This is a genomic window from Corynebacterium diphtheriae, from assembly GCF_001457455.1.
Taxonomy (GTDB): Bacteria; Actinomycetota; Actinomycetes; order Mycobacteriales; family Mycobacteriaceae; genus Corynebacterium; species Corynebacterium diphtheriae.
Window position 1 is genome coordinate 24893 of the sequence record NZ_LN831026.1, and the last position, 18306, is coordinate 43198.

The following is an 18306-nucleotide window of genomic DNA, read 5'->3' on the forward strand; positions in this document are numbered from 1 at the left end:
TTACTTATCCATCAAGCGTAGCGAGGTTGCGGGTTTCATGCTTATGATGAATGGCATGACTTTGAAGACCGCTACTGCGATTTTGCACACCAACCGTGGTGACGTTTCCATCGAGTTGTTTGGCAACCATGCGCCAAAGACCATCGAAAACTTTGTCACCTTGGCAAACGGTACCGCTGAGTACAAGACCGAAAACGCTTCCGGCACCAACGAGGGCCCCTTCTACGATGGCGCAGTGTTCCACCGCGTTATCGACGGCTTCATGATCCAGGGTGGCGACCCAACCGGCACCGGTCGTGGCGGCCCAGGCTACATGTTTGCTGATGAGTTCCACCCTGAGCTCCAGTTCGATCGCCCATTCCTTCTGGCTATGGCGAATGCCGGCCCAGGAACCAATGGCTCCCAGTTCTTTATCACCGTGGTACCAACCCCACACTTGAACAACCACCACACCATCTTCGGTGAGGTCACCGATGCAGCTTCTCAGAAGGTTGTTCTTGACATCGCTCAGACTGCAACCGATCGTATGGATCGCCCAGTTGAGCCAGTGGTTATCGAGTCCGTCGAAATCACCGAATAAAAAGCTTACGCTGAGCGCTTTAACGCTTAACGACGCCCCTGCTAGCACTTTTTACTGAACTAGCCCCCGAAAGTTGGACTGGTTTCATTCTAGGTGGTTAGGGCCTTAAGGGTCTGATCCCGATACTGCATCGGAGTCAGGCCCTTGAACCGTTGTTGAAGCCGGTCGTTGTTGTACCAGAAGATGTAATCATCTACGGCCCTATAAAACTCATCAACACTGGCGAAGTGCTCGCCGTAGTACATTTCGGTCTTGAGGGTGTCGTCCTTTCGAGGATAGGTAGAAGTTGATTCGAAAGGTACCCATGATGGTCGCCCTATTTGTCCTCGGGGCCCATCACAGGAACTAACTCGTACACCACGCTAACGGACGCAACCACTTACCCTTGTTCCTAAGCCTAGGGGCACTCCAAAGCACGCTGGTTGAAGTCATGGTTTTACCCTCGCACACGACTGTGCAAGAACCAATGACCCCTCCCCCAAGCATGGGGTGGAGCGGCGATACTGAACTACAGTCCCGTTGCAGCAGCGGTTCCCAGCATGTTTAAAATCAGCTAGGCTCCATGCCTCGAGAGGCTGTGCCACTTTTTAACACGCGTTGCATGAGCCAAAACAGTGCCGTGCTCTAGAAGCTCGAAAGAGACATTTATGGCACCGCCGTTGGTGAACTTCTTTTCTCCTGTGAGAATGGCTCTGACATGCTCTTCTTTAGCGTTTTTGATTCGGATATCTCTTTAAGTCTTTTGTTTTTTTGAAGATCGAATTCTCCCCGAACAGCAAATCGTGGATTCCTCCCGAGACCAGCAAGAGCCCTATCCAATTTCCGGTTGCATAGATAAAAATAACTCCACTGACGATGCTTAGATAGCTAATGATTTTTGCCTTTTTACTATCTTTTGCATCTTTAAATTCATTAGGATGGTACATCACTGCAACCAGAAGATCTATAGTTGCCATAGCTAGGAAAACATAAGAAATTTTCATGTAACCCAGCAATGCAAATATTCCAGCAATAACTATTGTGACGATACCTACGCGACCAATTAAGCGACTTATCAAGTAAATCTCTCCACATCATGGTTGATAATGGTTATGGGGATGCGGACATTTTTTAGGAATGTTCAGAGTAGCAGTTCACGCCTGCGTTGATTGATGCTTAATCCATCGAACTCAAGCTTGATTCTATCTTCGTTGTAAAAGCCAACATGTTCATGAATTGCTTGCTCTCATTCATCACAATGGGGCCACTTACGTCCATAGAACATCTCATTTTTCATTCTGCCGAACAATCCCTCGCACGCTGAATTGTCGGGTGACATCCCTTCTTCGACATCGAACGCGTAAAACCGATGTCCTATAAGTCTTGAATCCAACTGTTGCCCCGATAATGGCAACCACGATCGGAATGAATTACCAATTGTGCGGGGTCAGGCGGTGCATTATTGTCAAACGCCTGCTTCCGACACCCTCTGTTGAGGTGAAAACTAATTTTTGGAAGTAGAACCCGCCATAGGGAATTGATAGAAATCAAGGCAAATGCCTAGGAACAAAACCTGGGGCATTTCAGATCCCTTGGTCAGTGTGCACCATCAACCCTTCACCAGGTTTATGCCACGTGATCGCATTCTTTAACGAGGTGGGGGTGGTGCATACTGAAGTGATGAACGCACTCAAACGCGCATATGGTCAAGCACCTGCGACCGCGGTTCTTTGCGCGCTGACGATACTTATCTATCTGCTTACTGTTGTGGAGTCCCGCTCGATTGAACACAACCTTAGTGATTCGTGGATTGCAGATCACTGGACTCTTTATGGTCCGTATTCTCATGGCCTAGGGTGGCTGCGCATGGTGGGGACGGTGTTTCTCCACAGCGGGCCCACACATCTGGCGTTGAACATGTTTATGCTGTTCTTCTTTGGTCGCGAGATTGAGCATTATTTAGGCAGTGGTCGTTTTACTTTGGCTTATATTGTGAGCGGGATTGGGGCCTCGGCAACTGTTCTGCTGATGGATCCGCTTGCGCCTACGGTGGGTGCTTCTGGTGCTGTGTATGGGCTTATGGCGATTTTTGTGGCGATGTCGTACCGGTTGCGTAGGGATCTCACAGCACCGTTGATTCTTATCGCAGTGAATGTGGGCTATTCCTTGCTTATGGATGGTGTTTCCCTTTGGGGACATTTGGGTGGCTTGCTGACGGGTTGTGTGCTGGGGATTGTTTTGGTGATTGCGCAGACTACTCGAGGTGGTAAGCGGGGGTGAGATAAGGGGTTTATCTAGGGGGCGTCTCGTGTTTGCATGAGGCGCCTATTTTTTTGAGAAAATCCTTATCACACAAACCACATAAATAACATGAAACCCAACAGTTAGCTGCAGTTTCGTGGGGTGACTGCTGGTGGGGAGCAATGTGGTTATCGGCTGTCACAAGAGGCAACACGAGGCTACTGGGATGGCCCAACGCCCCAGTTTTTGGTGGGGAATAGTGCACAGCTGTTCTGAGTTATCCCCAGATTTTTGTAATTATCCACCAAAATTTCACAACTTTTGGAGTGCGAACACAGCGCTGATCGTGTGAAAAAGATTCCACAGCAGTTATCCACAATGTGGATAATTACATGTGTGTTGTTCACAGGGTGATGATCGAATAGCTATGTGTTCGAAGTACGCGACCTGCTATTTTCCCACAAGATTTCGAACAAATCCGCAGGTGGGGAAGAAGTGCACAACTTTATCCACAGGGTGTGGATAAAGTCTGGGGATAACTTCCACCCGTGTAATTCCACAATTTCTTCCACAGCCTGTGGATAACTTTTGGTGATAGATGTTCACAAGTGGTGGATAACTTGTGAGTAAACCTCATATCTGGTGGTTCTGACCTAAAAGAGGAGCGCTGTGTCGTGCACGCTAGGCATAAGAGTGCGGGTCAATGCCGGGGACTTGTTTGGCTTGAGGTGACCATTTGTGCAGATAGATAGCTACTTTTGTGCAAGAAGTGGCTACGGGGTGATAAAACCCATCCACCATGCCGGTAACTGAGAAAAATTAAGTTTTTTGTGTGGTGGTGGGGAGCGTTTTAGGTACCGCGTGATTGAGGGGCTAGGTGGTGGCGTAATACCCCCTAGGCGCTTTACTAAAACCGCATGTCGCCTCGCGCTTTAAAAGTGTTGCTACCCCCATTGGAGTGGGGTGTGGCGGCACAATGTTGGGTGCGTGTTCTAGGTTAGTGAGTGTCCCCCGCGGGCGCCCGAGCACGGGCTGAGATTGCGCTGATGCTGTGCAAGCACCGTTTGAACCTGTCTGGTTAACACCAGCGAAGGAAGAGAGGAGCGCGAGCCTAGTGTCGGCAGCCTCAGCTAATTCAGCAACCAATCCATCTGCTTGGGAAAACTCCGAGATCCATCCGAAGCACTCGTATTCGCCGATCGTTTCCGGTGACCTTGAGGTCCCAGAAACGGAGATTCAGCTTGACGATTCTCCTACTGGCTCCAATGATCCAGTTCGGATCTATCGCACCCGTGGCCCTGAGTGTGATCCCACGGTGGGATTGAAGCCACTGCGTGCACAGTGGATTGACAATCGTGAGGACACGGAAGAATATGCTGGCCGTGAGCGGAATTTGGCTGATGATGGCCGCTCCGCGCAGCGTCGTGGCGCAGCGTCGCTGGAGTGGAAAGGTGTGAAGCCCGCACCGCGACGCGCCAAGCAGGGCAAACGCGTGACTCAGATGCACTATGCACGCCAGGGCATTATTACGAAGGAAATGGAGTTTGTGGCGCTGCGCGAGCACATGGACCCAGAGTTTGTACGCAGCGAGATCGCCCGTGGCCGTGCGATCATTCCGAACAATATTAACCACCCAGAATCGGAGCCCATGATTATTGGTCGAAAGTTTTTGACCAAGATCAACGCCAATATCGGTAACTCCGCAGTGACCTCCAGTATTGAGGAAGAAGTATCCAAGCTGCGGTGGGCAACCCGCTGGGGTGCAGATACCGTGATGGATTTGTCCACCGGCGATGATATTCACACCACCCGCGAATGGATTATCCGCAACTCCCCAGTACCAATCGGTACGGTGCCGATCTATCAAGCGTTGGAAAAAGTAAATGGTGTAGCAGAAGACCTTACGTGGGAGATTTTCCGCGATACCGTCATTGAGCAGTGTGAACAAGGTGTGGACTACATGACCATTCATGCCGGTGTGTTGCTCGCCTACATTCCACTGACCACCAAACGCGTAACCGGAATTGTATCCCGTGGTGGATCCATCATGGCTGGTTGGTGCCTTGCACACCATAAGGAGTCCTTCCTTTACGAGCACTTTGATGAGCTGTGCGAGATTTTCGCGCAGTACGACGTCGCCTTCTCGCTGGGTGATGGCCTGCGCCCTGGTTCTGTTGCCGATGCGAATGATGCGGCCCAGTTCGCGGAGCTGAAAACCATTGGTGAGCTGGCTCGTCGTGCGTGGGAATACGATGTGCAGGTCATGATCGAGGGCCCAGGTCACGTTCCGCTGAACATGGTGCAGGAAAACAATGAGCTGGAGCAAAAGTGGGCTCACGATGCGCCTTTCTACACTCTTGGCCCATTGGTGACCGATATTGCGCCAGGCTATGACCACATCACCTCGGCAATTGGAGCTGCTCATATCGCTATGGGTGGTACGGCGATGCTGTGTTATGTGACCCCGAAGGAGCACTTGGGTCTGCCCAACCGTGATGACGTAAAAACCGGTGTGATTACTTATAAACTTGCAGCTCACGCGGCCGATGTGGCTAAGGGGCACCCTGGTGCTCGTGCGTGGGATGACGCGATGAGCAAGGCGCGTTTTGAGTTCCGTTGGCATGATCAGTTTGCGTTGTCGCTTGATCCAGATACCGCGATTGCTTACCATGACGAAACGCTTCCGGCGGAGCCGGCAAAGACCGCGCACTTCTGTTCCATGTGTGGTCCGAAGTTCTGCTCCATGCGCATTAGCCAAGATATTCGTGACATGTTCGCAGATAAGATCACCGACTTGGGTATCCCGCAGGTTGGCGGCGACGCAGAAGCTGGTATGGCGGCAAAGTCTGAGGAGTTTGTGGCCCAAGGATCGCAGCTTTATAGCGAGGTGCGTGACAATGCTGCCCACGCCTAGGTGGGGTCGAGACTTTGATCCGCGGTGCTACTTTGTCACCGGTACGGGCTCTGTGGATCACATTGTCGACGTAGCACGCCAGGCAGCGCGCGCCGGCGCTGGGCTCATCCAAGTGCGCAGCAAACCCATTGCTGCCCGTGACCTGTACATTCTTGGCCGTGAGGTAGCCCGCGCGGTGACTGAGGTTAATCCTCGCACCCGTGTGCTTATCGACGACCGCGTGGATGTCGCCCTTGCATTAATGAATAACGGCGAGCACATCCACGGGGTACATGTTGGCCAAGATGACCTTCCGGTGCGCCATGTTCGCGCCTTGTTGGGTGATAACGCCATCATCGGCCTCACCACGGGCACCTTGGAGCTAGTTCGTGCTTCGCGCCAGGTTGCCGAGGTGATCGACTACATCGGTGCCGGTCCATTTCGACCCACACCGACAAAAGATTCGGGCCGTGCCCCCGTGGGCTTAGCTGGCTATCCGCCACTGGTTGCTGAATCATTGGTGCCAGTTGTTGCCATTGGGGATGTTCGCCCCGAAGATGCGGCTGATCTTGCTGCAACGGGGGTCGCTGGTGTGGCAATTGTGCGCGCATTAATGAACTCACAGGACGTAGCAACCGATGTAAAACTCGTATTGAAAGGTTTTGCACAATGAAAATAGCTGTTGTAGGTGGTGGAATCGTAGGGCTAAGCACCGCCTTTGAGCTTAGTACCCGCGGGTATAACGTTCACGTATTTGACCCCAACCCGGCAAGCGGTGCCTCACACTTTGCCGGCGGAATGCTTGCCCCCGCCGCCGAAGTGCAGTTCCAACAAGACCCATTGTTTCCGTTGATGAAGCGCGCCGGTAAGCTGTGGCCAGACATGGTGCGTTGGGTAGCGCAGCACACCAACCTGCCTACCGGTTATCGCACCGAAGGCACCCTCGTTGTGGCAGCCGATCGTGCCGACGCGGAACACCTTAAACAATTGCGCGCAACCCAAGAGGCGGCCGGAATGGATGTTCGCCCCATTACCACACGACAGGCCCGTGGCCTCGAACCGGCACTAGGACCTCGGCTATCGGCGGCCGTACACATCCCCAACGACACCCAAGTCGCACCACGCGTATTCCTCACCGCACTACTCGACGCACTCGATGACTGTGGAGTAGAGGTAACAAAAGAGAAAATCACCGACCTCGAACCCCTCTACCAACAATTCGATGTTGTTGTCCTCGCAGCAGGCCTCGGCGCACAACACCTAAGCCCCATACCTCTAGCACTACGACCCGTGCGCGGCGACATCCTACGAGTACAAACAGAACCAGGGGCAGTCAACATGGTTGTGCGCGGCTGGGTTAACGACCGCCCCATCTACATCATCCCGCGCGCAAACGGCGAAATCGCCATCGGTGCCACCAGCCGCGAAGACGAACGCGATTTGCCCAGTGTAGAAGGAATATACGACCTGCTCCGCGATGCCATACGCGTAGTACCGGGTATCGTCGATAGTTCCCTTATAGAAGCCAACGTTGGTGTACGCCCCGGCACACCCGACGACCTCCCATACCTCGGATGGGCATCAGACCGACTCATTATCTCCACCGGATACTTCCGCCACGGCATCTTGCTCTCATCACTCGGCGCCCATGTCACCGCATGCCTCATCGACGGCACCGACCCCGGCATCGACCTCACAGCATGCGCACCAGACCGACACCACAACGAAAGGGGCACAACCCATGGACATCTACATTAACGACACCCTCACCACCATAGAATCACCCCAGCTCACCGAAATTATCAGCAACCACTGCAACGGAATCCGCCCAGGGATTGCCGTAGCCATCAACCAACGCGTGATACCCCGCTCACAATGGGACACCACCACAGTCACCGCAGGCGACCACCTCGACATTCTCACCGCAGTGCAGGGAGGATAACATGCTCACCATCGCACACCGTAGCTTCCAGTCCCACCTCATCATGGGAACCGGTGGCGCAAGCTCATTCGATACCCTAGAAAAATCCCTCATCGCCTCCGGAACCGAACTCACCACCGTAGCGATGCGTCGACACGCCGCCCACACCGGAGCCCACGGCGAATCCGTCTTCGAACTCATGCAGCGCCTCAACATCACCCCACTACCCAACACCGCAGGCTGCCGCACCGCCCGCGACGCCATCCTCACCGCACAACTCGCCCGCGAAGCACTCGACACCTCATGGATCAAAGTGGAAGTCATCGCCGACGACACCACCTTGCTCCCCGACGTCCTCGAACTTATCGACGCCACCGAAACCCTCACCAACGACGGATTCACCGTCCTCGCCTACACCTCCGACGACCCCGTAGTCGCACAACGACTCGAAGACGCCGGCGCCGCCGCAGTCATGCCCCTAGGATCACCCATCGGAACCGGACTCGGCATCCTCAACCCCCACAACATCGAACTCATTTGCTCACGCGCCACAGTCCCCGTACTCCTCGACGCCGGCATCGGAACCGCCTCCGACGCCACCCTCGCCATGGAACTCGGCTGCGCAGGCGTACTCCTCGCCAGCGCCATCAACCGATGCATCAACCCCATCACCATGGCCACCGCCATGAAACACGCCGTCGAAGCAGGACGACTCGCGCGCGAAGCCGGGCGCATACCGCGCCGGGAGCATGCGGTGGCGTCGTCAAGCTTTGAAGGGCTCGCCTCCTGGGCGGACGAGGTGCTGTGATGCTCGACGAGCTGGAACGCCAACGCGTAGCCCGCCAACTGCGGCTACCTGGTTTTGGGATTGAGCAGCAAGAACGGCTCAACAAAGGGCGAGTGCTGGTGATCGGTGCTGGGGGACTGGGCAGTCCTGCCTTGCAGTCCCTTGTGGCGGCTGGGGTGGGGTCGATCCGACTCGTGGATAACGACACCGTGGATGTGTCCAACATTCAACGCCAGATCCTGTTTGGTGTTGGGGATGTAGGGCGCTCCAAAGTTCACGTCGCCGCCGAAAGATTGCGCGCAATTCAACCCGGGATTCGTATCGACGCCCACACCGAACGCCTCACCGCACACAACGCACACGAACTCGCCGAAGGCTGCGACGTGATCCTCGACGGCTCCGACACCTTTGCTACCAAATTTCTCTGCGGCGACCTCGCCGAAATAACAGGCATACCGCTCGTCTGGGGCAGCGTACTGCAATTCGAAGGACACATGGGCGTATTCACCCGCGAGGTAGGGCTACGGGACCTGTTCCCCGAAGCCCCCACCCAAGGACTCAACTGTGCCGACGCAGGTGTACTCGGCGCTACCACCGCAGTGATCGCCAACCTCATGGCCACCGAAACCATCAAAATCCTCGCCGGAATCGGAACAGTCCAACCAGGGTCCATCACCACCTACAATGCGTTGACCAGCACATTTCGCACATACACTGTGGGGCGTGACCCCCTTCGACCTGCAGCCCGCACACTTCACACGTGGACGCTACCCAACGAATACGAACTTATCGACGTCCGCGAACCCCACGAAATAGAACACACCCCCAGCGGCGCGCACATCACCCTGCCGCAATCCATGTGGGATGACACCACGGCGATCCAACATGCGCTCGACAACATCACCACAGACAATGTGGTCGTCGTCTGTGCCTCTGGCATAAGAAGTGCCGCATTTATCGAACAATTCGCACATCTTAACCCACACCTCACCTTCCACAACGTCCCCAGCGGAATCAACGAACTCCCATGACCCCACACATACTCACCATCGCAGGATCCGACCCCTCCGGCGGGGCCGGAATCCAAGCAGACCTCAAATCCATCATGGCAGCCGGCGGCTACGGCATGGCAGCAATCACCGCCCTGACCGCGCAAAACACCTGCGGAGTTACCGCAATACACACCCCACCCACGGAGTTCCTCAGCGAACAACTCCGCGCAATATCCGACGACATCACCATCCATGCCATCAAAATCGGCATGATCGGATCCTCTGATGCAGCCACCGCCACCGCCACATGGCTTGACCAACTACCACACACACCCATCGTGGTTCTCGACCCCGTCATGGTAGCCACCTCCGGATCGGTACTTGGCCAACGTCATTATTTTGAACCCCTGCTCCACCACGCCACCGTGATCACCCCCAACCTGCCAGAACTCGCAGTCCTAACAAACAACCACGACCCTGAACAAGCCGAACATGCCGCACGCAGCCTCGCAGAACAATACGACTGTGCAGTGCTGCTCAAAGGTGGGCACCGACACGGAACCGACGACCTTGGCAACACCTGGATTACTGCCAGTGGCCCCCAATTCCACGCACCCAGCCCCCGCATCCACACCACCAACACCCACGGCACCGGCTGCTCGCTCTCCTCAGCACTCGCCACCCGGCTTGCCATCGAACCCCCAGAACCCGCCCTCCACTGGGCTACCACCTGGCTCAACGGGGCAATCGCCCACGGCAGTGACCTCAACGTAGGCCACGGCAACGGGCCTGTCGACCACAGCTACCGGCTAGAGGAATACTCAGCTAACTGCAACACACACCCCAAGAATTCCCGCAGGGCCACTTTCAACATGGCACCCCAACTCTAAAAATGGATCAACCACGTTCGGACAATGGGGCTCTTCCGGTTTTAGAGTGCATTGATTAGTTCGCCGGGGGTTCGGGCGTGGCACAAGATATTGGGGGTTCTTGGCTTTGTAGGAATAAGGATGTCTAATCCATCCGTACAACCAAGGACCTACTGTGCAACCTAACGGAAATGTCATCGTCATCGAAGCCGAGCCCATCAATGAATACCTCACATGCGGGCAGCCTAAAGTATTGCGCGACCACGTCATCCACAGCCTGGTCGACCTACCCATCATCGACCACCCAACACGCATTTATGTGCGCCTTCCACGCTACCGGTGCACCAACAAGCGCTGCTTACAGAAGACCTTCCACACGGGCCTTGCCTGCGCACTCGACAATTCAAAAACCACTAACAGGGTGACCCACTGGATCCTGCAACGACTTAGTCTTAGCCGCTGTTCGCGACGTGATCTGCAACGACAAGCACTACATCTTGTGGTGCCTGATCCACGTCGCCAACATCCGACACACAATCAATGCACTCTAAAACCGGAAGAGCCGCTAAACGGGGGTATTTCGAAGGATTTTTCTTGGCACTTCACACCAAACCGGCCGTTTGGGCAGATTTGGTGTGAAGTGCCGTCTTTTCGGGGGTGAGCGGGGGTGCCGCGCCCACCAATCCCAGCCAAGTCATGGTTGTGAAAACGTCCCACTCCACACAGGGCCACGCCCGAACCCCCGGCGAACTAATCAATGCACTCTAAAACCGGAAGAGCCGACATTGGCCGCTAGTTAATATCCGCAACGTGCGACCAATACCGAGATCCCTCGCATGCAACTGCTCGGAATCAACACCAGGTAGGGGAGAAATAGTCGAGATAATGGAGTTCATATGAGGTGCAATTGTGCGCGTAGAAATACTCTTGGCGGAGCTACTGGGATAACAGCGTTGTAATTAATAGGGTGAGTTAAGGGGGTGAAAATAGAAAATCTGTTGCCTAACTTTTGATAAGTCACTAACTTAATTAAGTAGAACTGAACCTCAGTAAGCATTGGCTCGTTTCCAATGTTGATTGCTCCGCCGGTGCTCCTTATTTTTAAGGGCGCCGGCTTTTTGTTAGAAAGGCGTAAGGGTGAAATACCACGTAGGTATAGACGTCGGTACATTTTCCGTGGGACTAGCTGCCATCGAAGTAGATGACGCTGGAATGCCCATTAAGACGTTAAGCTTGGTATCGCATATTCACGATTCGGGATTAGATCCTGACAAGATTAAATCTGCGGTGACGCGATTAGCATCATCAGGTATTGCGCGTAGAACACGGCGCCTCTACCGACGTAAGCGTCGTCGTTTGCAGCAGCTGGATAAGTTTATTCAGCGTCAAGGTTGGCCAGTAATTGAATTGGAAGATTATTCTGATCCGCTTTATCCATGGAAGGTTCGTGCAGAACTCGCGGCTAGCTATATAGCTGATGAGAAAGAGCGGGGAGAAAAACTGTCGGTAGCGTTGCGGCATATTGCGCGTCACCGAGGTTGGCGGAATCCCTATGCAAAAGTTTCTTCGTTATATCTTCCCGATGAGCCTAGTGATGCTTTTAAAGCAATCCGAGAAGAAATAAAAAGAGCATCCGGCCAACCGGTGCCAGAAACCGCAACAGTAGGCCAGATGGTTACTCTATGCGAACTGGGTACTTTAAAACTTCGTGGTGAAGGTGGCGTGCTATCAGCACGACTGCAGCAGTCTGATCACGCTCGAGAGATCCAAGAAATCTGCCGGATGCAAGAAATTGGACAGGAACTATATCGCAAGATTATCGACGTAGTTTTTGCTGCTGAGTCCCCTAAAGGTTCTGCTTCTAGCCGAGTAGGAAAAGATCCTCTGCAACCTGGTAAAAATCGCGCACTTAAAGCTTCTGATGCCTTTCAGCGATACCGAATTGCAGCATTGATCGGCAATCTAAGGGTGCGGGTTGACGGTGAAAAACGAATCTTATCGGTGGAAGAGAAAAACCTTGTGTTCGATCACTTGGTCAATCTGGCACCAAAGAAGGAACCAGAATGGGTGACGATTGCTGAGATTCTGGGAATTGATCGTGGGCAATTAATTGGTACCGCAACGATGACCGATGACGGAGAACGCGCAGGGGCACGTCCGCCTACACACGACACGAATCGCAGCATTGTGAACAGCAGAATCGCACCACTTGTAGATTGGTGGAAAACTGCGTCTGCCCTAGAACAACATGCAATGGTAAAAGCACTCAGCAATGCTGAGGTAGATGACTTTGATTCCCCAGAAGGAGCAAAGGTCCAAGCCTTTTTCGCAGACCTTGACGATGATGTTCACGCCAAACTAGATTCGCTTCATTTGCCTGTCGGTAGAGCTGCTTACAGCGAGGATACGCTTGTGCGGCTTACTCGACGTATGTTGGCTGACGGTGTGGATCTCTATACTGCAAGACTGCAAGAATTTGGTATTGAACCATCTTGGACGCCTCCGGCGCCTCGGATTGGGGAACCTGTAGGAAATCCTGCTGTCGACCGTGTACTCAAAACTGTTTCTCGTTGGCTAGAATCCGCAACAAAGACATGGGGTGCTCCAGAGCGTGTGATTATTGAGCATGTCCGAGAAGGCTTTGTTACTGAGAAACGGGCCCGCGAAATGGACGGTGACATGCGGCGACGTGCTGCACGAAACGCAAAGCTTTTTCAAGAAATGCAGGAAAAACTTAACGTTCAGGGAAAACCTAGTAGGGCTGACTTGTGGCGTTATCAGTCTGTTCAGCGCCAGAATTGTCAATGCGCTTATTGTGGTTCGCCTATTACCTTCTCAAACTCGGAAATGGATCATATCGTTCCACGAGCAGGGCAAGGATCAACAAACACGCGTGAGAATCTAGTGGCCGTTTGCCATAGATGTAATCAATCCAAAGGAAATACTCCTTTTGCAATATGGGCAAAAAACACTTCTATTGAGGGTGTAAGCGTTAAGGAAGCTGTAGAACGCACACGGCATTGGGTCACCGATACGGGGATGCGCAGCACTGACTTTAAGAAATTTACCAAGGCAGTGGTGGAACGCTTCCAGCGTGCCACTATGGATGAAGAAATCGATGCTCGGTCCATGGAATCTGTCGCATGGATGGCCAACGAGCTACGTTCTCGAGTTGCGCAACATTTTGCTTCTCACGGAACCACAGTCAGAGTTTATCGAGGATCTTTGACCGCAGAAGCGCGAAGAGCTTCAGGTATTTCAGGAAAACTTGAATTCCTTGACGGAGTCGGAAAATCACGTTTGGATCGCCGACATCATGCAATCGATGCTGCGGTGATTGCATTTACCAGTGATTATGTGGCGGAAACTCTTGCTGTGCGATCAAATCTCAAACAGTCTCAAGCACATAGACAGGAGGCACCACAATGGCGTGAATTTACTGGGAAAGACGCTGAACATAGAGCTGCATGGCGAGTGTGGTGCCAGAAAATGGAGAAGCTATCAGCTCTGCTAACAGAAGATCTACGCGATGATCGCGTCGTTGTGATGTCTAATGTGAGGCTTCGGCTAGGAAATGGCTCTGCACATGAAGAAACAATCGGAAAGCTCTCTAAAGTAAAGCTAGGTAGCCAATTATCTGTGTCCGATATTGATAAGGCATCCAGTGAAGCCCTTTGGTGTGCTTTGACACGTGAACCAGATTTTGATCCCAAAGATGGGCTTCCAGCAAACCCAGAGCGCCATATACGGGTAAACGGAACACATGTGTATGCAGGAGATAACATTGGATTATTCCCTGTTTCGGCAGGCTCTATAGCTCTGCGAGGAGGCTATGCAGAATTGGGAAGTAGCTTCCACCATGCCAGGGTATATAAAATCACTTCAGGTAAAAAGCCAGCATTTGCAATGCTTAGGGTCTATACCATTGATTTATTGCCATATCGCAATCAAGACCTGTTCTCGGTTGAACTAAAACCTCAGACCATGTCGATGCGACAGGCAGAAAAGAAACTTCGAGATGCACTTGCTACCGGTAACGCCGAATATCTCGGTTGGCTAGTCGTAGACGATGAACTTGTTGTTGATACCTCGAAGATCGCAACAGACCAAGTAAAAGCTGTAGAAGCTGAGCTCGGAACTATTCGTAGATGGCGGGTAGATGGGTTCTTTGGGGATACGAGGCTTAGACTACGACCACTTCAAATGAGTAAAGAAGGGATCAAAAAAGAGTCGGCTCCTGAGCTATCAAAGATTATTGATAGACCTGGATGGCTTCCGGCTGTGAATAAGCTGTTCTCTGAAGGAAATGTCACTGTAGTGCGGCGTGATTCGTTAGGGCGTGTTCGTCTTGAAAGCACTGCGCACCTCCCCGTGACTTGGAAGGTGCAGTAGACAATGAATCCTGGATGGCGAGTTGTGGATCTGATCGATTTTGATGGCAAAGTCTCATATCAGCGTGGACAGCTCGCCATCACATCAGATTCTGGTGAATTACGTGCAACGTTGCCGTTGGCGCAGATCGCTGTTGTGCTTATCGGCAATAAGATAATTATTAGCGGTGCAGTTTTGGTCAAACTTTCTGAGTATGACATTGCTGTATTGGTATGCGATTGGCGCAGGGTTCCTGTCGCAGGGTCTTTTTCATGGAACGAACATACGCGTATTGCGGCACGGCAACGTGCTCAAGCGAGTTTATCGCTTCCGCGACAAAAATCCGCTTGGGCTCAAATTATTAAGGCGAAAATATTAGGCCAAGCACGGACTGCTGCCCAGTTAGGTTTTGATGCTACCGATTTAAAGAACTTGGCTAGGGCGGTTCGTTCTGGGGACGTGGATAACCGTGAAGCTATGGCTGCTAAGAGATACTGGGAAATTATCTCAACTGAAGATGATTTCCGAAGATTACCTGGGCTTGCTGCTACGGGGTGGAACGGGGCTTTGGATTATGCGTATACAGTCTTGCGTGGACATGGTATGCGTGCGATTTGTTCTGCTGGTCTAGTGGGGACGTTGGGCGTTTTTCATCATGGCCGAGGTAATCAGTTTGCTCTGGTGGATGATCTAATTGAGCCTTTCCGTCCGGCTATTGATTACGCGGTTTTTTCAATTGTGTCTAATGCACAAGAGCTGGATAAGGAAACTAAACGCCAGCTTGTGGCTGCTGTGGAAGAGCCTTTCAATTCTGCGGGGCAGTCAATTCCGACGGTTTTTACCGCGTTCGCTCAACAGTATGGGCGGTATGTGGAAGGTGATGTTGAGAAATTAGTACCGCCTATTTGGGAAGGTCCCTTCGATGCCGAAGAAAGGTAGCGATCCGGTGTGGTGTGTGGTGATGTTTGATCTTCCGGTGAAGACAAAGACTCAGCGAAAGCAAGCAACGGCGTTTCGTCAGAATCTTTTAGATCTTGGATTCTGTATGGCACAGCTGAGTGTATATGTGCAGTACCTGCCTCTGGCCGCAAAGTTATCTAATTTGGTGAAATTAATTAAAGAAAAATTACCCCCAGGTGGGGATGTTCGAATCCTTTCGGTATCGGACATCCAATGGTCGAAGATGATCCGTTTTTCTTCTTCTGCAGAGGTTTCTGGCGAAGAAAAGCCTGATCAACTCGCGATTTTTTAGACTTCAGGTAGCCCAAAAAACCATGTTAAACAGGATTTTTTGGGCTACCTGAAGTCTATCAGGGTTTTTGAGAACTGAACCCCAGCATGATACGCGGGCTGATGCGCGGCATGCGAAGTCTATCAGGGTTTTTGAGAACTGAACCCCAGCCTGCCTGGTATAGGTCAGCGGCGAATCGGAAGTCTATCAGGGTTTTTGAGAACTGAACCCCAGCTTATTAGCTCATGGAACGCATCGAACTCGAAGTCTATCAGGGTTTTTGAGAACTGAACCCCAGCCCCCGCACCGTGGGGCGCTGGGGAGGTCGAAGTCTATCAGGGTTTTTGAGAACTGAACCCCAGCGGTGGCGTTAACTGGGGTGACTGCTCCGGAAGTCTATCAGGGTTTTTGAGAACTGAACCCCAGCTGCGCTATATCAGCCCACCACGGCTGAGGAAGTCTATCAGGGTTTTTGAGAACTGAACCCCAGCCCGCACCAGCGGGGATGAACCGTAGGAGAAGTTTATCAGGGTTTTTGGGAATGAGGGTGCCTGATGGTTTGTGTTTGGGATTCTATTCCGCATAAGGAGATAAGTCAGAATGACTACTGTGGTAAGACGAGACTCGGCTGATAAGGCCAAGATTGACGCGACCTGAGGAAAAGCTGCTTGCTCATGCTGAAATCGCGAAGCTAAAGCTGCTGCTGGGATCTACAATTATCGCAACGGCACCTACCTAAAGACTGTTGATCCCAACGACGGGCCAGTTACCGTAGACGTCCCCAAGGATAGAGCTGGGACGTATATTCCCACCATGGTCCCGAAAGGCTCGAGGCGTTTAACGGATGTCGATGACATGATCGTGAGCTTGTATGCCAGTGGGATGACCGTGCGCGATATCAGGCACCACATGGCCACTGTTATGCGGGTGGACATCTCCCATGAGACGATTTCCGCGGTCACTGACGCAGTACTTGATGAAGTAATGGTGTGGTAAAAACCGTCAGTTAGAAGAGTTCTACCCCGTGATCTTCCTCGACACGCTGTGTATCAAAGTCCGTGATGGCGGCCGCGTAGTCAACAAGAGTGCCTATATGGCCATCGGCGTGGACATCGAAGGAATCAAGCACATCCTAGGACTATGGATCGCCAAAGAAAAAGGCGCGTCCTTTTGGGTGCAGGTATGCTCCAACCTGTCCAACCGTGGGGTCAAAGACGTCTTCATTGTCTGCTGTGACGGGCTCAAGGGCCTTCCTGAAGCAGGAGAGGTAACCTGGCCAGGTCCGATGGTGCAAACCTGTGTGGTGCACCTTATTCGTGCTGCTAACCGGTGGGGAGCTTACGGGGATCGCAAAGGCGTATCCGCAGCGTTGGAGAAGGTTTATACTACCCTTGATGAGGCCGGTGCGGTGGCGGCACTGGCAGAATTCGCGGATTCTGAGTTTGGAGAGAAATACCCCAGGTCTGCCAAGGTCTGGTGTGACGCGTGGGAACGGTTTGTGCCGTTTTGTAGTTTCCGCCGGCAGCCCGCAATGTTATCTACATCACGAATTCGATTGAGTCGTTTAACAATGAGCTGCGTAAATCTACCTGCAACCGCGTCCAATTTTACTAACGATGAGTCGGCGTTGAAGGCGTTGTGGTTGATGATCTGCAATATCGAAGATAAACGTTTAGCTAAGCGCGCCAAGGAAGGCTGGCGAGTTGCCGCCTCAGCCGGCCGCTTTGTCGAAGGCGGGAAAGTCTCCGGATGGAAACAAGCCATCAACCAAATGGCTGTCGCTTACTCGGACCGCTTCGACCAATACCTCTAGAAATCAAGCCCCACACACAAACAACTTGACACCCTCTCTCGGAATCGTTGTAAATACAAACTTGCTAAGTATCAATGGTGACATCTCGGTATTTGAGTATGGTTGTTCATAATGTTCCTACAAAATAAATGGCACCGAGTCGAAAAAAATAAGCGCATAGCAGGGGGTCTGCGCTAGAGTAGCTGAAACATACGAAATATCCGCTGATACTGTCAGGATCATTTACGTAATCGTTGGAATCTGTGGACTGTCTATGATTGCTGTCTACTTAATACAGATGGTTCATCTACCCAAAGTAATAAACAACAGCTAAAGATGCGTCAAACTATTTTCCCAACTTAGCGTTTGCACTTACTACGCTGCCCGTCTCCAAACAACCCATGCTCAACACTGTGTTGACGCGTGGGGTTCACCATGTCCTCCAAGGTGAAAACATCCTCAAAGAACGGACTTTTACTCGCCGTCGCCGTGCTTGAGGTCAATGGCGATTATGCATAGGGCTTGTTTGTTCCGCTGTGATGTTATGGACAATCTACGCGCGGAAGACAAGAGGTGTGTTTACGTAGTGCATAAGAAAAACGACTGACGATGTCTCTAACTAAGGGTGATGTCAGTCGTTTTGTTATTGA

17 protein-coding genes, 1 CRISPR repeat array and 1 riboswitch are annotated in these 18306 nt (G+C 52.3%); of the genes, 15 read left to right on the top strand and 2 right to left on the bottom strand.

Going from position 1 to position 18306, the window contains the following annotated elements; genetic code table 11:
- The first annotated feature begins 43 nt into the window (after positions 1-43).
- Complete coding sequence (locus AT687_RS00140; RefSeq protein ID WP_014318426.1) at positions 44-580, top strand: peptidylprolyl isomerase; 537 nt, start codon at positions 44-46, stop codon at positions 578-580.
- 89 nt (positions 581-669) lie between these two features.
- Here AT687_RS00140 and AT687_RS00145 read toward each other — a convergent pair whose 3' ends face one another.
- Entirely contained in the window at positions 670-825 is a 156-nt protein-coding gene (locus tag AT687_RS00145; RefSeq protein WP_014301089.1) for an integrase core domain-containing protein, read from the bottom strand.
- Between the two features lie 462 nt (positions 826-1287).
- Positions 1288-1638 carry a hypothetical protein gene (locus AT687_RS00150; protein ID WP_014302652.1) on the bottom strand — a complete coding sequence of 117 codons (351 nt, stop codon included), beginning with the start codon at positions 1636-1638 and terminating at the stop codon, positions 1288-1290.
- A 583-nt stretch (positions 1639-2221) separates the two neighbouring features.
- Between AT687_RS00150 and AT687_RS00155 the strand changes: the two genes are divergently transcribed.
- The 14 genes from AT687_RS00155 to AT687_RS12850 all read left to right on the top strand — a co-directional run bounded on the left by AT687_RS00155 (position 2222) and on the right by AT687_RS12850 (position 17990).
- A complete protein-coding gene (locus AT687_RS00155; protein WP_014307720.1) occupies positions 2222-2839 on the top strand; it encodes a rhomboid family intramembrane serine protease in 618 nt (205 codons plus the stop codon).
- A gap of 964 nt (positions 2840-3803) precedes the next feature.
- Positions 3804-3914, top strand: a riboswitch (TPP riboswitch).
- Positions 3915-5714 carry a phosphomethylpyrimidine synthase ThiC gene (gene thiC, locus AT687_RS00160; protein WP_014318427.1) on the top strand — a complete coding sequence of 600 codons (1800 nt, stop codon included), beginning with the start codon at positions 3915-3917 and terminating at the stop codon, positions 5712-5714.
- Positions 5698-6366, top strand: coding sequence for a thiamine phosphate synthase (locus tag AT687_RS00165; protein WP_014302655.1), 669 nt, complete (start codon positions 5698-5700; stop codon positions 6364-6366). Before thiC ends, AT687_RS00165 begins: the two co-directional genes overlap by 17 nt.
- Positions 6363-7451, top strand: coding sequence for a glycine oxidase ThiO (thiO, locus tag AT687_RS00170; RefSeq protein WP_014302656.1), 1089 nt, complete (start codon positions 6363-6365; stop codon positions 7449-7451). Before AT687_RS00165 ends, thiO begins: the two co-directional genes overlap by 4 nt.
- A complete protein-coding gene (gene thiS / locus AT687_RS00175; RefSeq protein ID WP_014302657.1) occupies positions 7435-7635 on the top strand; it encodes a sulfur carrier protein ThiS in 201 nt (66 codons plus the stop codon). The genes thiO and thiS overlap by 17 nt, the downstream gene beginning before the upstream one ends.
- A 1-nt stretch (position 7636) precedes the next feature.
- Complete coding sequence (locus tag AT687_RS00180) at positions 7637-8422, top strand: thiazole synthase (RefSeq protein WP_014318428.1); 786 nt, start codon at positions 7637-7639, stop codon at positions 8420-8422.
- Positions 8422-9432: a ThiF family adenylyltransferase gene (locus AT687_RS00185; protein WP_014302659.1), complete on the top strand. Its 1011-nt coding sequence runs from the start codon at positions 8422-8424 to the stop codon at positions 9430-9432. Before AT687_RS00180 ends, AT687_RS00185 begins: the two co-directional genes overlap by 1 nt.
- The gene (gene thiD, locus AT687_RS00190) at positions 9429-10283 is read left to right on the top strand and encodes a bifunctional hydroxymethylpyrimidine kinase/phosphomethylpyrimidine kinase (protein WP_014318429.1); all 855 of its coding nucleotides are present in this window, start codon (positions 9429-9431) and stop codon (positions 10281-10283) included. The genes AT687_RS00185 and thiD overlap by 4 nt, the downstream gene beginning before the upstream one ends.
- Positions 10284-11399: 1116 nt before the next feature.
- Complete coding sequence (gene cas9, locus AT687_RS00195) at positions 11400-14654, top strand: type II CRISPR RNA-guided endonuclease Cas9 (RefSeq protein WP_014318431.1); 3255 nt, start codon at positions 11400-11402, stop codon at positions 14652-14654.
- 3 nt (positions 14655-14657) lie between these two features.
- Positions 14658-15572 carry a type II CRISPR-associated endonuclease Cas1 gene (cas1, locus tag AT687_RS00200; protein WP_014301100.1) on the top strand — a complete coding sequence of 305 codons (915 nt, stop codon included), beginning with the start codon at positions 14658-14660 and terminating at the stop codon, positions 15570-15572.
- A complete protein-coding gene (gene cas2, locus AT687_RS00205) occupies positions 15556-15885 on the top strand; it encodes a CRISPR-associated endonuclease Cas2 (RefSeq protein WP_003853358.1) in 330 nt (109 codons plus the stop codon). The genes cas1 and cas2 overlap by 17 nt, the downstream gene beginning before the upstream one ends.
- A gap of 50 nt (positions 15886-15935) precedes the next feature.
- Positions 15936-16355: a CRISPR direct-repeat array (repeat unit 36 nt; unit sequence GAAGTCTATCAGGGTTTTTGAGAACTGAACCCCAGC).
- Positions 16356-16572: 217 nt separating this feature from the next.
- Positions 16573-16860 carry a transposase gene (locus AT687_RS13245; RefSeq protein WP_256273060.1) on the top strand — a complete coding sequence of 96 codons (288 nt, stop codon included), beginning with the start codon at positions 16573-16575 and terminating at the stop codon, positions 16858-16860.
- 28 nt (positions 16861-16888) lie between these two features.
- The gene (locus tag AT687_RS00215) at positions 16889-17677 is read left to right on the top strand and encodes an IS256 family transposase (protein WP_014318432.1); all 789 of its coding nucleotides are present in this window, start codon (positions 16889-16891) and stop codon (positions 17675-17677) included.
- A gap of 220 nt (positions 17678-17897) precedes the next feature.
- Positions 17898-17990 carry a hypothetical protein gene (locus AT687_RS12850; protein ID WP_371893155.1) on the top strand — a complete coding sequence of 31 codons (93 nt, stop codon included), beginning with the start codon at positions 17898-17900 and terminating at the stop codon, positions 17988-17990.
- Positions 17991-18306 lie beyond the last annotated feature (316 nt).